Below are 16409 nucleotides of genomic sequence, written 5' to 3'. Positions count from 1 at the left end.
TTCAACAAGTATGGCGTTCAGATCTCGTTCTTGGCGGGACCACGATCTGAACTAAAAAGCTTCCTCTCGCGAGGACGCTCCCTTTTTCGTACCTTCGAGAACGAAAGGTAACTGCTGTCTATGGTACCGGAAGCGGTCTTGGCGTCAACGCATGCCCCCCTGGGTGTCGGAACGCAGACGACACCGCAACAAGCCTGGGCACTTGCCCCCCTGATTGCAGGTGAGCCTTCCTACAGGCTCGGCCGCTGGATCGGCCAGAAGTTCCAATACCGCCGGCCAGCTCAACCCCCGAAAATTACGCCGACACTGCCTGACCGCCCGGCCGCCGTAACGCTTCACGGCCCCGACGGCCGCGTAGCCACACTCTGCCTGGACCTCGACACCTCCAAGGCCCTCAAACACGTCGTAGACACCGACGCAGCGCAGCTGGCCACCACGCTCAGGAAAGCTGGCGTGGGCTTCGTCGAAGACTTCTCCCCCAGCGGAGGCCGGCACCTGTATATCCCCCTGCAGGAACGCATGGACGCGGCCGACGCCCGCGAACTCGTAGAAGCCCTCGCCCTGATGGCCACGAGCCTTGACCCGAGCCCTCACCAAAACACCACCGACGGCTGCATCCGTGTCCCAGGATCCGCGCACAAGGCCGGTGGCCACCAAACTCTCATCACCCCCCTGACGCAGGCTTACGACGTCCTCCGACGCAGGAACTCCCCCGCCGCCGTCCGTTCCCTGAAAGCCGTCCTGGCACCGGAGCTGGCCCGCAACCGTGCGCGCAAAGCCCGTGAGACGACGCGGATTACCGCTCAGCGATCTACAGCAACACTGCCGCTCACCGCAGCTGCATTCAGCGACTCCCCGCTTCGCAGGGTTGCCCGTACGGGGCTCTACGACACGGCACGCTACGCGAGCCCCTCAGAAGCCCGCATGGCCGTCCTCAATCACTTCGCGGCCTGTGGCTGGACCCGCGGCCAGGTCCAGAACGAACTGGCCGGGCAGTTCCCCGGCCTCGCAGCCCTGTACGGCACAGCCAGCAAGCAGGAACGGCTCCTGCCGATCGAGTGGGCAAAGGCGGAAGCTTTCACGGCGAACCGCATGCCGCAGAAAAGCTCTTTCCAGAAAGTACGGGAAACGACTGCACTTATTAACAACACAAGCCTTACTCAACTCACAGGGGGGGCTACTAAACCTAGCCCTGCAGGAATCCACCAGCTCGTGAACGACCTGGAAAATATCCTCTATGCCGTTCTTGATCACCGCCTTCAGTCACGCGGCCGCGAAGGCTTGGGCCTTCGCCTCCTCCTCCGCGGACTCCTTGGCTATATGCGTGCCAAGCAAACCAACATCCTGGACGTCGGTTGCCGTACCCTCGCCGCGGCCCTGGGGAAACACCACGTGACGATTGCTCGCCTCCTGCCAGCGCTGGTCAAAGCCTCCGACGGTATTCTGACCAAAGTTGCTGACGCGCGGCATAAGGCAGCCGATGTCTACGTGATTCAGTTGCCTGAGCACTACACCCCGCTGGCCCGCGAACTCACGTGGCGCAGAGGGCAGGTTCATGCCATACGCCCCGTATTCCGGTCTCTTGGCGACGCCGCTGCCATCATCTACGAAGGAATCGAACGTGGCCGGCACTCCCCCACCACGGCCGACCTCGTGCGGGCCACAGGTATCAGCCGCAACGCGGCCACCAAAGTACTGACGGACATGGAAGCCTTGGCCATGATCAAACGCCAGGGCCGACACTGGACGACCACTACGGTGAACCTTACGCACCTTGCCGCGCGTCTCGGCGTGCTGGACGACTTCCAGGCCCACATCAGCCGAAACCGACGGGAACGCGCCGCCTGGCATGCCTACCTCGACCGCTTCCGTGACCAGCAAGTAAGCGAAATAGACCTCTATGAAGCCGAACGCGACGAATGGTGGATGCCGCCTCCCGATCATGAGGTGGTCCTATGGCTCGCAGCATAGGGCTCGGCCTGGGCTGTACGAGATGCAAGAGCGAGCTGCTGCCATGGACCTAAAAGGTCTTATAGCCCTTTTAGGTCCAATCTAGCGGTTCAGCGGGTCGAGGAATCTCATCCCACTGCAGTTGCTGAGAACCGTCAGGATACGTGCCCTCCCCCAAGCGTAGATTTTCCACACGGCGTGCGTATAGATACGGGTTGTGGCCGCACATGATCTGAGCCTGCCAAGAGACATTGGTTTCGCCGGTTCCGCTGACGTTAACGCGAATAGTCCCATATGTGGCGGGATATGGGTTGGACGATGGATCCGTAAGAAAGGCCAACTGTTCGTCCCCACCGAACTGTGTCGTCAGGTACAGAAACTCCACAGAGTCCTTCACGGTGTCAGGGCTTTTCCGCGAACTGAACATAGCTGCAATTGGACTTTGCAGATGCTGCTGGTTGGCCGTTACCCAAGTCACCAACCACGCCTTACGGCCTTGCTTGCTGGCCACCATCCACCTCCCCCTAGTTGTGGAGCAATCCTCTCCCCAAAATGAGCAAATGGCGAGCGTAATAGCTCTAATAGGTATAAAAGATCTTATGGTGTGTATAGTGTGATTAGAACTTTTAACCCTAAAAACTCTAAAATATTCAATAGGGGGAGTGTCGCCCACATCCCTAATGGACCTAAGAGGTATTTTGGATGCAATAGATGGAATGGAGACAAAATGGCTGCAACCATATACGCCCTCATCAACCAAAAGGGCGGGGTCGGCAAGACCTCAGAAACCTACAGTTTGGCGCGAGCATTGACTCAGGCTGGAAAGCGGGTCTTGGCCATTGATGCGGATCCCCAGGGAAACCTCAGCGGTCTCCTTTCTGCCGAAAGCGTTGAACAGGACCAACTGACATTTGCAGACGTGCTGCTAGGGGAGAACCTGCGGGAAGTCGAAGTGGACGGCATCTGGGAAGGCCTCACGGTTATCCCGGCCAACTCCAACACAACTAAGGCCGTCCAGCAGCTGCATGCCGAACACGGCCGCGAGTACAGGCTCAAGGAAGCACTCTCGGAGAACCTGGAGCGCTACGACGTCGTTCTCATCGATTGCGCTCCAAGCCTTGAACTTCACACCATCAACGCTTTGGCTGCTGCCCACCGGGCATTGGTGATAACCCAGCCCTCAAAGTTCTCCTTGGACGGACTTAGCCAACTCCAGCTGAGTTTCGACAGTGTGGCCAAGTACTACAACCCTCTGCTCACAGTCGCAGGCGTTATCGTCAACGGCAACCGCAACACCATCACGCACCGGGCATGGATCACCGACCTTATCGAGGCATCGCCCTGGCGGATCCTCGAACCCTACCTGCCCTACTGGAGCGTCATTCAAGACGCAATGGAGGCAGGCCTAGGCCTGGACGAGTGGCCCGATGACAAAGCCAGGCAAGCCTATGAGATCTACGCCAGGCACCTGGCGCATCTCGATGAAATAGACCTACGGCCACATCTGGAAAAGACTTTCCCCAAACACGACTACAGCAAACTGGAGGCCTAAACCATGGCGCAACGACCCGAACGTAGAAAGAGCGCCCTCGGCGCAGCTCACCCGATCGAGCACCAGAACAACCAGGCCCCCGCGCTAAGCAGTGTCCCCACGCAAGCTCAAGCAACCGAAGAAAATACTGCGGGGGAGCGCGCCGTTACTGAGAGTGCTTCAGGCCCCACGCCGCAAGCAGGCAGGCCGCAGTCGAAGTCAGGAAAGACTCAGCCCAAGGGATCCTTCTACGCAGATGAGGATGTATTGGAGCGCATCCGAGCGGCTTGGTTCCACACGCCGACCACGGCGGCCGAAAGGGAGGCATCCTTCTCGGACTTCCTCCGAGAAGCAGCCTTGGACCGGATGCTGAAGCGGGAGAACACGTACAACGACGGCAAGCCGTTCCCTGTCGTCGCCTCGGGCAAGATAGCGCGCGGCCGCCGCTGAAAGCGCCATGTCTCCAATGGCTCTTTTAGACCTAAAAGCCCCTCATAGGAGCGGAGGCCCATCTAGTGTTTGGTCGCTCGTGGAAAGGACTTGAGATTGTTTCAGAATCGCGAAGGACGGTCCCACCCTTACACAGGGCCCGCAGGCACCAATGACTTCGACAACCTCACCGCTGAAGAAATGTCCGAGCTTGTTTCCTCCTACAAGCTCCTGGGGGAGGCATTCGAAGACCGAGATGATGAAGCCATGTTTGGTCTGGGCTTCCACATGGAAGACCCACTCGCATTGATCAGATACAAAGCAGACCAGGCCGACCAAGCCCGCCGCGAACTCATTGCCGCCATCAAACTAGCCCGATACAAAGGCCAGGACTGGACAGAGATAGGCCCCATACTGGGCATGACATGGGTGGAGGCCATGAAGACATTCCACGCGGCCGGAAAGTGAGAAGCAATCTTGGAGACTAAGCCCGGCGGTCCGCTAAGGCGGGTCTGGCGATATTTCTTAACCTGGTCGCCTAGAGAGGTGATCCTCCTGGCAATCGCCAGCGCATCGTCACTGTTAGCCGTTGGGCTTGCCATCGCTTGGTCGTCGTCCTTGGTGCCGCTGGAGACAGTTTGGGGCCCTGTGGCATCCTGGGTAAACGTCGGCGTGACTGCGCTAGGCTTCCTGGTCGCTGGTCTTACGTTCTATCTCCGGTTTCGTGAAGTATCTCAAGGAGACGATGAGAAGAAGACGCAGCAAGAGAAGGAGGACCTGGAGAGCACGTTCCAGCTACATCAGCTAACGGATTCCGCCCGGGCCGCCATGCTAAGCGAAGCCTCTCAGGTAACGTGGGAACTCGTTTGCGACTCATTCCTCACGACTGAGGAACTTCCCGGATTCACGCTGAAGTATCAGGCCCGTTTTGCTATTCGCAATGGGACTGGGAAGCGGTTGACGGACGTCCATGTAGAAATCCCGAATACGACCACTCATTATGGCGACTTTCCGGCGTCCAGGATCGACGTGCCGGATTTCAAGGCCAAATCCGTCCACACGCAGTACGCTGAGCCCTACTTCGCCGGCAAAATGGGGGTGCACATCCTAGCGACAATTCACGGACCACACTCGCGAGGTGACGGGCCAAAAGGGCCTGTGGAGGTCTTTTCTGACAGAGCGATTCTAACCTTTAGGGTTGACGCTGGACCGCGATGGCAGCTGCCGCTGTCAAAGTTTGGCGGGTCGAACCCGACCCTCAAGCTCTGATAGAGCCTTCTTATCTCTTTTAGGTATAAATGACCTAAAAAACGACCTGGTCGGTTCAGTCGGCCCGCCTAGTCCTCCGGAAGAAGGCCCTCAGAGACTGCCATCTTGACTGGTGTGGGGCCTCGACTGGCAGCGCCCGGGGATGGTGCCACTCTTCCTTCGCATAGTCCTGAACTTTTGCGTAGAGTGCTAAGCCGCTTGTAGACGCGAGAGCAGCTCCCAGGAAAAGGACCAGAACCACCCACTCCGATATGCTCGCTGGGTTAGGCCCCGCGCCTGCAAAGCCTCCAATGGCCGCAGCCATCCCTGTAAGACCAAATCCGAATGCGAAAATTAGGACAAGGCCAAGGCCGCCAAGATTGTCCTTGAGCGATCGGCCAGCGTTGATGCTGTCGAGCTCAAGAGGATCGCCATCGAGATAGGCCCTGGCGACTTTCTTCCGAAGCAGCAAAGGGTTCAAGAAAGCTGCCGTTCCCAATGAAGCTACTGAGGGGAGGACTATCAGCACTAGAGTCCCCGGATCTTGTTCCTCCTTTTCCAGCAGTTTGGTCCAGGTAAGCTCTGCTGGTGGTATCTCCCCAATCCGGACGCCCAGCATTACTGCGGCAGCCACGGCGGAGAAAACCAAGAGGGCCGGCACTAATAGCCACTTTGCTGGTAGAGCGCTAAGCGCTACTAGCTTGCCGAGAGCTTCTCTTTGCAAGCTGTGAGACACATCGGAATCGCGTGAGAGCGCATGTTCTTGCGCTGCCATATCGCGCCAGAAGATTGCTTGGCGGCGGAGGCGGGAACCAGCGGTTATCTGATCGACGGCAATCAGGACTGCCGTCGAAGTACCTACCACGCTCACAAGCGGCACAATTAGCTCAGTAAGCAAGTTCACCTACCCAGTATGCCGTTCATATCCGGCGAATCTGGAGCCGGTGAACGGGGCGGCAGGTGCCGGTACAGGGTGCTGCGCTTCAGCCCGGTCTTCTCCGTAATCTCGCGCATGCTTGCTCCCTTGTCCCGGAGCATGACCGCGTGTTCGAGCTTTGCTGGGTCGACTACGGACGGGCGCCCGGTCCGCCGACCGTTGGCCGCGGCCACTGCCCTGGCATGGGCAACTCGTTCGGCGGAATAGGTCCGTTCCATCTCGGCGAACAGAGCCAGCATCACGAAGGCCAGTTGGGCCATTGAACTATCTGGGGCGGTGGTGTCGATCGCCAGGGGATCGGCCAGTGTCCGGATCCCGATATCTCTTTCTTTGAGCTCATGGACGAGGTTCAGGGTGTCTCGCACCGTTCGGCCGAAGCGGTCCAGGGTGTGGACCACGATCACATCTCCGGCCCTCGCGTGGCGCATCGCTTCTTGGAGTCCAGGCCTGTTCGTGGTTGCCCCGGATTTCTTGTCCACGTAAATGTGCTTGGCCTCGATGCCCGCGGCCGCCAGCGCGTCCATTTGACGGGCGAGGTCCTGCTTCGTTGTTGAGACCCTAGCGTACCCAATGTCCATGTCTGAACCGTACCGAAAGTTGTCTCTGTAACAGGGATTTGTTGCATGACTTTTGGGACTACATATGGGATTTTTATGTTTCGCGGGATCTCGCGGATTCGGGTGGGTGGGGGAGTGTCCCATCGGAGGTGTCCCACTTCTAAGGAAATGGGACACGTCTGAAGCGGACGCCATACTTGCTGCCGGATCCCGAGACGAGTTGGTTGCACGTCGGACGAGGAATGGCTTCTAAGGTGCCGGGTTGCTGAGCGATTGCGAGTCGGGACTGCCGTGGCTTAGGGCTGGTCCATTAGGACTTTGAGGGCGGCTAGGGCCTTCTCGTCGTCTCGTTTGAAGATCAGCGTCAGAAGGGGCACTGCGAACCGGGCGAGGCCGCCCACGTGGAAATCTACATTGCTGGTGAGTCGACAGGTGCCGGCGCCTGTGGGCTCTACCAGATAGGAAGCGACACCGGTCATCTTGCCCGATGGGATCTCGAAGGCGACGAAGCGGCCAGGCTCGTAGGCGATGAAGCGGTTGCGGGCGACGACTTTCATTCCCGCGAATCGCCGCGTGAACTCATGTTCAGTGCCAACGCGGAGAGGACCCGGCGTGATGCGCTTAATATCGTCGATGCCGTTCTGCCATCGGGTCGCGTTCGTGTGGTCTGCAACGAAGTCGAAGACCTTTGAGGCCGGAGCCTGCAACTCGGTGCGCATCTCCAGCTGGAGCCGATTCATGACGTCCTTTCCAAGGCGCGGACGCACGCCATGGCGTGCAAGTCCGGTTGATTGCAACGGGACGAGCGAATCCGCGGCTGGTGCCACAGCCCTGTGTGGGATCGACGAGGCGAGGGCTAGAACAGTCACGAACGACGCGGCCAGGACGGCAACCCACGCGCCGCGGGGCTCCGTAAGAGCGAGTGCAGGGCCGGCGATTCCGGGCCCGGCCAGAGCGAGGGCGGCAAGGAGGGCTGCGCTGGTGATGCCACAGGCCAGCCTGCTCCAAAGCGGACCCCGGCGCGATACAGCGTAGCCTCCACCGACTGCCATCAGAGCCACTGCGATCGCTCCTCCGCCAAGGCCCTGAGTTAGAAGGGCAGGAACCGCGCCGGGGAGGAGCATTGGAGCTATGGCAAACGCCAATGGTGCCAGAGCCAGCCAGCGCCAATGCTGTCGTCCGCCGGTCCGTCGGAGGGCTTCCGCCCAGCCTAGAAGTCCACCGGCAACGGCACCGGGAAAAATGAGTGCGCCGAATGTTCCCCACCAATCGAAAGTGGATGCCGGACCGGCGAGCTCCACCATGTATCCGCGGAAACCGGCGGCCCAGGCAATCCCGCAGGTCGTGCCCAGTGCGGTGAGAGTCACCGCTTGTCTGCCAAGGAAATGGCTGTTCATGATGGCCTCGTTAGCTACGGTGCCAGAGAGGGCGAGAAAGGATGTTGGGTCGACTGCCGGTGAGGACGGTCTGGGGGTTCTGGGTTTCCACGACACGGCTCTAATCTTGAAGCAAACTAGAGTGCTGCTCTAGTGAGATACTCTAAATATGGACCCGGACACACTGCACGTCAAGAGCACTCGCAGGCAGAAATCGGAAGCCACTCGGCGCAAGATCATAACGGCGGCGCACCAGGAATTTATCGCCCGAGGATTCCACGGGGCCACCATGGCCGGCATTGCCGCCCGTGCCGGAGTAGCTTCGCAAACCGTGTACTTCGTGTTCCACACCAAACCCGAGCTCATCAGTGCCGTAATTGACTCCGCCGTCCTGGGCGAAGGTGATCCCCGCCCACCGCAGGCCCAACCGTGGTGGACATCGATGATGCAGGAACCCGACGCTGCTGAGGCATTGCGGATCTTCATTCGTGGAGCAGGCCCCTTATTTGCGCGCGCGTCGGCTATCTCGGAAGTTCTTCGCGCAGCCGCCCTGACCGATAACGAGGTGCGCCGAACGCACCAACACCATGAAAACCTTCGCAGGGACGGGTTCGGACAGGTCTTGGAGATACTGGCGGAAAAGGGGCCGCTCCGTGCTGATCGGCCCATCGATCAGCTCACCGAGGCGTTCATGACTGTCTACGGTGACAGCACGTACCACCAGCTCGCTGTTGAGCGCGGCTGGAGCCACGACCAGATCATGGCATGGCTCTGCGACGTCCTTCCAGACATGTTGCTCACTTAAAAGAGTCCCCACCTACCCGCCGCCCTCCCAGCGAACTACAAGCTTAGTGTGGACATAATGCGATCGGAGCTTCGGTCAACCGCTATTTGACCGGGGCTTCGCCAATTCGGGGACCAAGCAACTAATGCCAGGGTCTGCTGCTGTCGCTACCCGGCGGAGCCGTCCCATGACTGGCCAAACAGGAGCGCACGACGGTGCGACAAGCGGGCTACCTGCCCATATCATCATGGCCAGGCGCTCTGCGCTGGCGATCCGTGCCCCCAAGCTCTGAATCCACGACTATAAGTGCATATCCAAAATGCTGGATACTGCCTTATAGTTCTTGATATGGAAAGTGCTTTGAATCCGTATTCGCCCGGTTCGGGGCGACGGCCCTTTGAGCTGGTTGGGCGCCAGAGTGAGATCGATGCCTTCGATCTGCTGCTGGCCAAGACCCGGCAGCGACGGCCCGACCGGGGGATCGTCCTGCATGGGCTTCGCGGGGTGGGAAAAACGGTGCTGCTGAACGAGTTTCGTCGGCAGGCCGAACACGCAGAATTCATGGTGGTTTTCCTGGAGGGCAGGGACGCTGAGGGAGGGCCGGAAGCCGTTCGGGCCAAGCTCGCCCGGAGCTTGCTGCAGGCAGGGCGGAAGCTGAACCGCCGCGGTGCGGGGGAACGGCTCGTGGCGGCGCTTGGCAGCATCGCCTCCTTCTCCGCGAAACTCGGCGTGACCGGCATCGATATCGGGGTCAACCTCAACCACGGCCGCGCCGATTCCGGGTCGATCGAAGTGGACCTGGAAGAACTGATTGAGGATCTCTGCCTGGCGCTGGCGGAGAAGCGTTCGGGCCTGATCTTCATCATCGATGAGATGCAGGACCTGGACGAGGGACTCATCGCCGCTCTCCTCAGCGCCCAGCACCTGGCCGGCCAACGCGAATGGCCTTTCTACATCGCGGGCGCAGGGCTGCCCAATCTGCCCTCGGTACTCAGCGAAGCGCGCTCCTACGCCGAAAGGATCTTCAACTACCGCAGCATCGGAGCTCTGTCGAGGGAAGCCGCCGAGGCAGCCCTGGTCGTCCCGGCCCGAAGGTTTGGGGCATCGTTCGTACCCGAAGCCCAAGACCTCCTCCTGAGCGCCTCGGGCGCGTACCCGTACTTCCTGCAGGAGTACGGCTACGCGGCCTGGGAAACAGCACCGGAAAAGACCGTGACCTTCGACGACGCCAAAATTGCGGTGGAAATCGGCCGCGCGCAACTGGATCAAGGGTTCTTCCCGTCACGCTGGAAACGGGCCTCGAAGGCTGAGAAGGATTTCCTCCGCCTGATGGCGATCGACGGTGATGAAGGATCCAGCACCGCTGAACTTGCCGAACGGGCGCACAAGAAGCAAAGCTCCATGACCATGACCCGCGCATCCTTGATCGACAAGGGGATCATCTACGCACCAGCACTCGGTGTCGTAGCGTTCACCGTGCCGGGCATGGCTGACTACGTCAAACGCCTCCATGAATAAGACGAGCGCAGGAACCGGGACCATTGCAGGTGGGAGGTTGCGGTGGGGAATTCTCCTGGCTGTTACCGCGCTGGTCCTTGCCGGGGCCGGGATCTACGCGGTGGGAGCGTACCAGCGCTTCGAGGAGAGCCGCAGGGCGGCCTCATCGGTAGAGGTCACGGCAGGCCAGCCCCTCCCGGGGGTCCCTTTCGTTCTTTTCAGGAACACAGCCGATGGGCAGGGGTATGGCAATGCGGCCACGGTGCCTCTTTCTGCCCCTGGCGGCACGCGTGCCGTCAGTGACCAGGCCTGCGACCGGGTCTATGCCGCTGCCGCCACGGTGGTCTGTCTCAGATCCAACCGTGGTTTGGTGACTACTCACGAAACATCTGTCCTGAACCGGGAATGGCAGCAGGAGCGTTCGTGGCCTGTGCCCGGCATTCCGAGCCGGGCGCGTGTCAGTGCGGACGGGTCCCTGATCGCCACCACGGTGTTTGTCTCCGGCCACTCCTACACTCAAGCGGGGTTCTCCACAGCAACCGAGATCACGTTGCCCGGCGGCGGTACAGGAAACCTCGAAGACTTCGCACTCATCGTGAACGGCGAACGGCTGCTGGCCAGTGACAGGAACATCTGGGGTGTGACGTTCGCACCCGGCCGGAGTGATGTCTTTTACGCCACGGCCGCGTCGTCAGGGCGGATCTGGCTGGTCCAGGGGAGTATCGAGGCCAGGACGCTGACGGCCATCCACGACAACGTTGAGTGCCCGTCGGTGTCGCCGGACGGCACCAGGATCGCGTATAAGAAGAACGTCGGCGGGCCCTTGGCCGCGCATTGGAACGTGGCGCTGCTTGACCTTGCAACCGGCACCGAAACGGTGCTTTCGGAGAAACGCAGCGTCGATGACCAGATTGAGTGGCTGGATGATCAGACCCTGCTGTATGGTCTCGCGGACGACACCACAGAAGGCGACAGCAACATCTGGAAACTGCCAACCGATCCCGCCTCCCAACCGAGCCTGTTCATCGAGCACGCGTGGTCGCCGAGTGTGGTCCGCTGACGTCCGGCCCGGAAACCGGGGGAGCGGACGGACGTCAGCAGTCTGAATGTCCTTCCACGCCTCAGCAGGTTCCCAGCAGGCCGCACAGCAGGCCGCCGGACTGAGTGGGGCTCGGCGAGGGGCTGGGTGACGGGCTGGCGGTCGGACTTGGGGAGGGAGTCGCTGTCGCCGTTGCGGATGGGGCCGGCATTGCGGTCGGGGTAGGCGTGGGCGTTTGGCCGGGCGTCGCCTGTGCCTGTGCCGGTGCCGCTGCCGAGTAGAGGACGTCGACGAAGTAGTTCGTGGAGTTCCACGAGTTCGTGGGTGCAGCACCGCCGGAACCGTACAGGTAGCGGCCGTTGTTGGGCCCGGCGGCGGTGAACACGCCGCTGGCCCAGGTTTGGGAGAAGAACGCAGGCGTGTAGGCGTAGCGGCCGTTGGGCGCCAGATAGGACACGACGTACGTTTCCCCCGGAACTACGGCTACCGGGGAGGACAGCATCGCGGTTTGCCAGCCGTTCGCTGTTTCATTCGCGAAGGTCACTTGGGCCAGCCGCGTTCCCGCGGCGTTCCACAGGGAGCCAACATGGGTTCCGGTGTTTCCGGTTCCCTTGTAGAACCGGATGCCGGTGACATTGCCGGCTTCGGAGACCGTGAACGCCGTCCCCAGTTCAACCGATGACGCATCATCGGAGGCCGCTGTCTGGGGTTGGAGTTCCCCGAAGATGGAGACTTGGACAGCATCAGGGTCGGCAGTGGTGAATTGCCAGGTCGTGGTCGGCAGCGTCTGGCCCTGACGGGATTCGACGTTGCTGACGGTGACGGAGATGGCGGTGGTGCCCGGCAGGACGGCCGCCGGGGTGAACGTCAGGGTGCGGCCGTCGGCGGACAGGGCAGCACTGCCGTCAACAGGTGCCCCGTTCGCTCCCAGCGTGAACGAGGCACCCGGCTTGATGGCGGAGGAGAGCGTCAGCGCTGGTTTGACATCAACAGGGACTCCCGTGGCGTCCGGCGCAGGGGACCGGTCGGTTATCGTCAGCGGCGGCACGGCGGCCATGAAGACCAGGTCCACCAGGTAACTCGCCATCGAGGCCGTGCCGGGGAAGTCTGCGCTGTAGCTGAACGCGCCGGAATCCGGGGCCGTGCGCAGCGGCCCGCTGGCGAATCCGTCCCCGAAACCAGCCGGAGTGTAGGAGTAGGTTCCGGCGGGAGCTTTGTACGCCACGACGTATTCGGTGTTGGCTGTGATGTCGACCGGTTGGCTGAACGTTGCTGTCTGCCAGCCAACACTGGTTTCGTTGGTGAAGGTGACGGTGGCCAGAAGCTGCCCGCCGGCTGTGTACAGGGAGCCGGTGTGCGTGCCGGTGTTCCCGGCGGCCTTGTAGAACCGTACGCCGGTGACCTGGCCGGCGGTGTCGCTGGCGAACCGGACCCCCAGGGTCAGGGGCATGCCGTCGTTGACCTCCGCGACGGTGGGCGATACGGAGTCCTGATACAGCGTGCAGGGGCACGTCCCGGGCGTCCTCGGGGCAGGGACTGTGGCAAACGTCCAGGAAGCGTTGCTCAGTGGTTGCCGGGACACAGCGGTTGCCGTGACGGTGGCTGTGTACGACGTCCCGGCCGCCAGCGGCGCCGCCGGGCTGAACGTGACCTTCCTCGTCTGAGGGTCGTAGCTGGTGGACCCGGGAACGGTTGTACCGGTAGCGGCTTTTACCGTCAGGTTGACGCTGGATGCCTCAGCCGGTTCGGACAGTACCGCACTGACCTGGCTGTCCAGCGGAACGCTGGACGCGCCCGGATGCGGGGACTGGCCCGTCGGGGTGAAGGCCGGTGGTGGGACCATCACGATGACATCGACCAGGTAGCTTGCTGTTGATCGTGATCCCGGAAAGTCGCCGCTGTACGTGTAGGCGCCCGCATCCGGGCCAGCCCGCAACGGACCAACGCTCATGCCCGAACCGAATCCATTGGCCGTAGCAGAATAGGCGCCGGTCAGTGACTTGTAGGACACGATGTAGTCCGTGTTCGCAGCCATCTGGACCGGTTGGCTGAACATCGCTGTCTGCCACCCCGAGGCGCTCTCATTGGTGAACGCCACCGTGGCCAGTTGCTGCCCGGCCGCCGTGTAGAGGGCACCGTTGTGGGTGCCGGTGTTTCCGGCCGATTTGTAGAAGCGCATGCCTACTACTTCACCGGCGGAAACGCTGGAGAACCGTACGCCCAGCGTCAAGGGAACGCCGTCCTGAATCTGAGCGATGCCCGGCGTGACGGAGTCGTCAAAGAGGCTGCACGGGCAAGATCCCGGAACGGGCACTGTTGCCCCTGTTGTGAATGCCCAGGTCCCGCCTGCTGTCACCGGACCACCGAGGGTGTCTGTTCCGGCGAGCGTTGCGGTGTACTGGGTGCTGAACGTCAGTGCGTTGTTCGGGGTGAAGGTTGCCCGCCGGGTGGGTGGATCGTATGCCGTCGTGCCGCTGACAGGGCCGTCGGGGGACTGCAGGGCAAGCTGGACGCTGGAGGCGGTGACGGGTTTGGAAAACACGGCACTGACCTTGGTGTCCACCGAAACGCTGGACGAGGACGGGAACGGCGTGTGCCCGGAGACCGTCATGGGGCTGCTGTCCACCGTGCTGAACAGGGCATCGGTGAAGTAGTTGCCGCCGTTATAGCTCGACGTCGGGAATCCGGATGAGGTGGTATAGACACCGGCCGGCTCGGCCCCGAAACCCCCGGCCACCTTCAACGGGGCGTCCGTGGCGCCAAAGCTCGCCCACTGGAAATTCTGGATCGAGTACCGGCCGTTCGGCGCCCAGTAGGACACCGTATACTTCTGGCCCGCTGCGACGGGAACGGCCTGGCTGAACAGCACGGACTGCCACCCGGAGGGGGTCTCGTTCGTGAACGTCGCCGTGGCCAGACGCTCCCCGGTGGAGCTCCACAGGGACCCGGTGTGGATACCGGTGTTGGCCGCGCTCTTGTAGAAGCGGACACCGGTGATGAACCCGTCCACCGACGGCGTGAAGCGCATCCCCATCTCGTACGCGCCGCCGTCGCCCGAGTCCGCGACAGCGGGAACGGTTTGACCGAAGACGCTGTAAGGGCCGCTGAGGGCCAGGTTCCTGGTGGCGGCCGCGCCGATGTTGGCGCTGTCATCAATGGCCCGGGCCTGGATGGTTGCCGTAGCCAGACCCTTCTGGATGTACGTGTACGTCCAGTTCTGCTTGCCTTGGGCGGGGTGCCACGTGGCGCCGCCGTCGGTGGAGACCTCGACGCCCGCCACAACACCGCCGGTGTCGGCCGCGGTTCCGGTGACGGTGATGCTGGTCCCGTGCGGCACGGTCGCCCCGTCGGCGGGGGCCGTGATCGCTGCGGTGGGCGCGGTCCTGTCCGTGCTCGGGACGGCGGCAACCAGCCCGGCGGCCCGGGTGGCGGGTTGGGCGCCCATGTCGGCCAAGAGGTTGACCTGGGCCTGCCGCATCCTCGGGTCGGCTGGTGCGCCGTCGCCGTCGTGCACCTCGTCCAGGCCCCAGGTCCACTGGACGCTGCCGGCAGAGAACACCAGCGCGCCGCTGGCGGCACGGTAAAGGGTCACATGATGGGTTGTGGTCCCGGGAAGGACGGTGTTGCCGAAGTCCTGAAGGTACTGGGGCACCTCCCCGACGGTGGTGGACAACCGGACCAGACCCGGTGGGCGGAACCCGTTGTCGAGGTCTTCGTCGGACTCATATCCGACCGTGTGCGGCGCCAGCGCCGCCGAGGAACCGGCCGGCAGCGAGGCCAGAGACGTGTTCCGCCACAGCCTGGTCTTGCCTTCCTGCGAATCGACGGTCACCGGCAAATCGGAGTAGTTGGACATGTAAATGGTTCCGGTCAGCCCGTTTTCGGGCAGCCCGCCGCCGTTGGCCTGGGCAGCGAAGCGCGGGTCACGCCAGGTGCCGGTCCATTCGGGGCTGGGGTCGATCTTTTCGTTGGCCCAGGTTTCCTTGTAGGAGGTCAGGGTCCGGCCAGCCGTACCGTCCACGGGGGAAGGCTCGAAGCGGGTGCGCCAGTACCCCTCATTACCTGAAAGGAACTGCAGGTTCACCCCGGCATCGCGGGCGGCGGTGATGTTCGCCCGTTGCTGGCCCGACCAGTATTCGTCATGCCCGACCGAGAGGAAGACCCTGTGGTTGAGCAACTGGGCCCCGCTCCGGTCGGTGTCGAGGCCGCTGATGTAGCTGACGTCATAGCCGTTCTGTTCCAGGAACCGCACCATCGGGTATTCGTTGGCGAAGAAGAAATCCCGGCCGTCCGGCCCGCCCCGGGTTGCCACCGGGCGGTTGTAGCTGACCTTGTACGCCCGGCCGTTCACGCCCTGATAAAAGTCCGAGCCCCCGTAGGAGTTATACGCCTGCCAGGACGGATCCGAAGTCTGGAAAACAACGTCCGAACGGCTGCCGTCAGCGCGCACAATGAAGGTGATGTGGCTTTGCCCGCCCGTGTCCGGCCTGGTCAGGAGCGCGACGTAGACACCGGAGACGGCCGTGGCCGGCACCTGCCACGTAGCCGACACCGCCCACGTGCCGCAGTCATACAATCCCGTGCTGAGGTCGTTCAGGCACTGGGGCTGGTTTTGGCGTAAGGCAGACGGGGTCACGTCGGCAACCTTGCGGGCACCGTCGCCGCCGTACCAGCCGGTGCGGTAGATCGCGATGGTGTAGCTGGGTGCGGGTGTGTCGATCTTGAAACGGACCGGCTGCCCGGCGTTGACGCTGATCTCGGTGGAGAACCCCTGGATGCTGTCATCGCCCGGGCCGGAAATGTCCCACTCCGAGGCCGGGTTGCCGGGCTTGGAGTTCTCGCACACCACCGGATTGACCACAGGATCACACGGACCTGCCGCGAAAGCCGCCGGAACCGTGAACGGAAGCAAAGCGGCAACCAGCATCAGGACCAAGGGCACGACCAAACGCTTCAGGACTGGCTGCGGGGTGGCTGAAGGACCGGACATAGGAACTCCTGGAGTGGACACGCCTGTTGCGAGATGAGGCCGCACTGTCCGCGCGGTCCCTGCTTGCCGCT

General features: G+C 62.0%; 12 protein-coding genes. 8 read left to right on the top strand and 4 right to left on the bottom strand.

Annotated elements, in window-relative coordinates; translation table 11 throughout:
* The first annotated feature begins 120 nt into the window (after nt 1-120).
* The 5 genes from LN996_RS08110 to LN996_RS08090 all read left to right on the top strand — a co-directional run bounded on the left by LN996_RS08110 (nt 121) and on the right by LN996_RS08090 (nt 5179).
* Nucleotides 121-1971, top strand: a complete 1851-nt coding sequence (locus LN996_RS08110) for a hypothetical protein (RefSeq protein ID WP_231339900.1) — start codon at nt 121-123, stop codon at nt 1969-1971.
* 706 nt (nt 1972-2677) lie between these two features.
* Nucleotides 2678-3502: a ParA family protein gene (locus tag LN996_RS08105; RefSeq protein ID WP_231339899.1), complete on the top strand. Its 825-nt coding sequence runs from the start codon at nt 2678-2680 to the stop codon at nt 3500-3502.
* Nucleotides 3503-3505: 3 nt separating this feature from the next.
* Nucleotides 3506-3931, top strand: coding sequence for a hypothetical protein (locus tag LN996_RS08100; RefSeq protein ID WP_231339898.1), 426 nt, complete (start codon nt 3506-3508; stop codon nt 3929-3931).
* A 96-nt stretch (nt 3932-4027) separates the two neighbouring features.
* Entirely contained in the window at nt 4028-4378 is a 351-nt protein-coding gene (locus LN996_RS08095; RefSeq protein WP_231339897.1) for a hypothetical protein, read from the top strand.
* Between the two features lie 78 nt (nt 4379-4456).
* The gene (locus LN996_RS08090; RefSeq protein ID WP_231339896.1) at nt 4457-5179 is read left to right on the top strand and encodes a hypothetical protein; all 723 of its coding nucleotides are present in this window, start codon (nt 4457-4459) and stop codon (nt 5177-5179) included.
* Between the two features lie 55 nt (nt 5180-5234).
* Here LN996_RS08090 and LN996_RS08085 read toward each other — a convergent pair whose 3' ends face one another.
* The 3 genes from LN996_RS08085 to LN996_RS08075 all read right to left on the bottom strand — a co-directional run bounded on the left by LN996_RS08085 (nt 5235) and on the right by LN996_RS08075 (nt 8049).
* Nucleotides 5235-6062, bottom strand: coding sequence for a hypothetical protein (locus tag LN996_RS08085; RefSeq protein WP_231339895.1), 828 nt, complete (start codon nt 6060-6062; stop codon nt 5235-5237).
* Entirely contained in the window at nt 6059-6673 is a 615-nt protein-coding gene (locus tag LN996_RS08080) for a recombinase family protein (protein WP_231339894.1), read from the bottom strand. The genes LN996_RS08085 and LN996_RS08080 overlap by 4 nt, the downstream gene beginning before the upstream one ends.
* Nucleotides 6674-6948: 275 nt before the next feature.
* The gene (locus LN996_RS08075) at nt 6949-8049 is read right to left on the bottom strand and encodes an SRPBCC family protein (protein ID WP_231339893.1); all 1101 of its coding nucleotides are present in this window, start codon (nt 8047-8049) and stop codon (nt 6949-6951) included.
* A gap of 148 nt (nt 8050-8197) precedes the next feature.
* Between LN996_RS08075 and LN996_RS08070 the strand changes: the two genes are divergently transcribed.
* The 3 genes from LN996_RS08070 to LN996_RS08060 all read left to right on the top strand — a co-directional run bounded on the left by LN996_RS08070 (nt 8198) and on the right by LN996_RS08060 (nt 11369).
* Nucleotides 8198-8833, top strand: a complete 636-nt coding sequence (locus LN996_RS08070) for a TetR/AcrR family transcriptional regulator (RefSeq protein WP_231339892.1) — start codon at nt 8198-8200, stop codon at nt 8831-8833.
* 327 nt (nt 8834-9160) lie between these two features.
* Nucleotides 9161-10330: an ATP-binding protein gene (locus LN996_RS08065; protein ID WP_014923382.1), complete on the top strand. Its 1170-nt coding sequence runs from the start codon at nt 9161-9163 to the stop codon at nt 10328-10330.
* Nucleotides 10323-11369, top strand: coding sequence for a hypothetical protein (locus LN996_RS08060; RefSeq protein ID WP_231339891.1), 1047 nt, complete (start codon nt 10323-10325; stop codon nt 11367-11369). Before LN996_RS08065 ends, LN996_RS08060 begins: the two co-directional genes overlap by 8 nt.
* 61 nt (nt 11370-11430) lie before the next feature.
* Here LN996_RS08060 and LN996_RS08055 read toward each other — a convergent pair whose 3' ends face one another.
* Complete coding sequence (locus LN996_RS08055; RefSeq protein ID WP_231339890.1) at nt 11431-16338, bottom strand: DUF4082 domain-containing protein; 4908 nt, start codon at nt 16336-16338, stop codon at nt 11431-11433.
* Between the last annotated feature and the right edge of the window lie 71 nt (nt 16339-16409).

This window comes from Arthrobacter sp. AK01 (assembly GCF_021109375.1).
GTDB lineage: Bacteria > Actinomycetota > Actinomycetes > Actinomycetales > Micrococcaceae > Arthrobacter.
This window is presented reverse-complemented; position numbering and strand designations above follow the sequence as displayed.

What these genes read in the sequence shown, in the direction of transcription:
- LN996_RS08110 (WP_231339900.1), top strand. Translation starts at nt 121, where the DNA reads ATGGTACCGGAAGCGGTCTTGGCGTCAACGCATGCCCCCCTGGGTGTC.
- LN996_RS08075 (WP_231339893.1), bottom strand. Translation starts at nt 8,049, where the DNA reads ATGAACAGCCATTTCCTTGGCAGACAAGCGGTGACTCTCACCGCACTG.
- LN996_RS08065 (WP_014923382.1), top strand. Translation starts at nt 9,161, where the DNA reads ATGGAAAGTGCTTTGAATCCGTATTCGCCCGGTTCGGGGCGACGGCCC.
- LN996_RS08105 (WP_231339899.1), top strand. Translation starts at nt 2,678, where the DNA reads ATGGCTGCAACCATATACGCCCTCATCAACCAAAAGGGCGGGGTCGGC.
- LN996_RS08055 (WP_231339890.1), bottom strand. Translation starts at nt 16,338, where the DNA reads ATGTCCGGTCCTTCAGCCACCCCGCAGCCAGTCCTGAAGCGTTTGGTC.
- LN996_RS08100 (WP_231339898.1), top strand. Translation starts at nt 3,506, where the DNA reads ATGGCGCAACGACCCGAACGTAGAAAGAGCGCCCTCGGCGCAGCTCAC.
- LN996_RS08080 (WP_231339894.1), bottom strand. Translation starts at nt 6,673, where the DNA reads ATGGACATTGGGTACGCTAGGGTCTCAACAACGAAGCAGGACCTCGCC.
- LN996_RS08060 (WP_231339891.1), top strand. Translation starts at nt 10,323, where the DNA reads ATGAATAAGACGAGCGCAGGAACCGGGACCATTGCAGGTGGGAGGTTG.
- LN996_RS08070 (WP_231339892.1), top strand. Translation starts at nt 8,198, where the DNA reads ATGGACCCGGACACACTGCACGTCAAGAGCACTCGCAGGCAGAAATCG.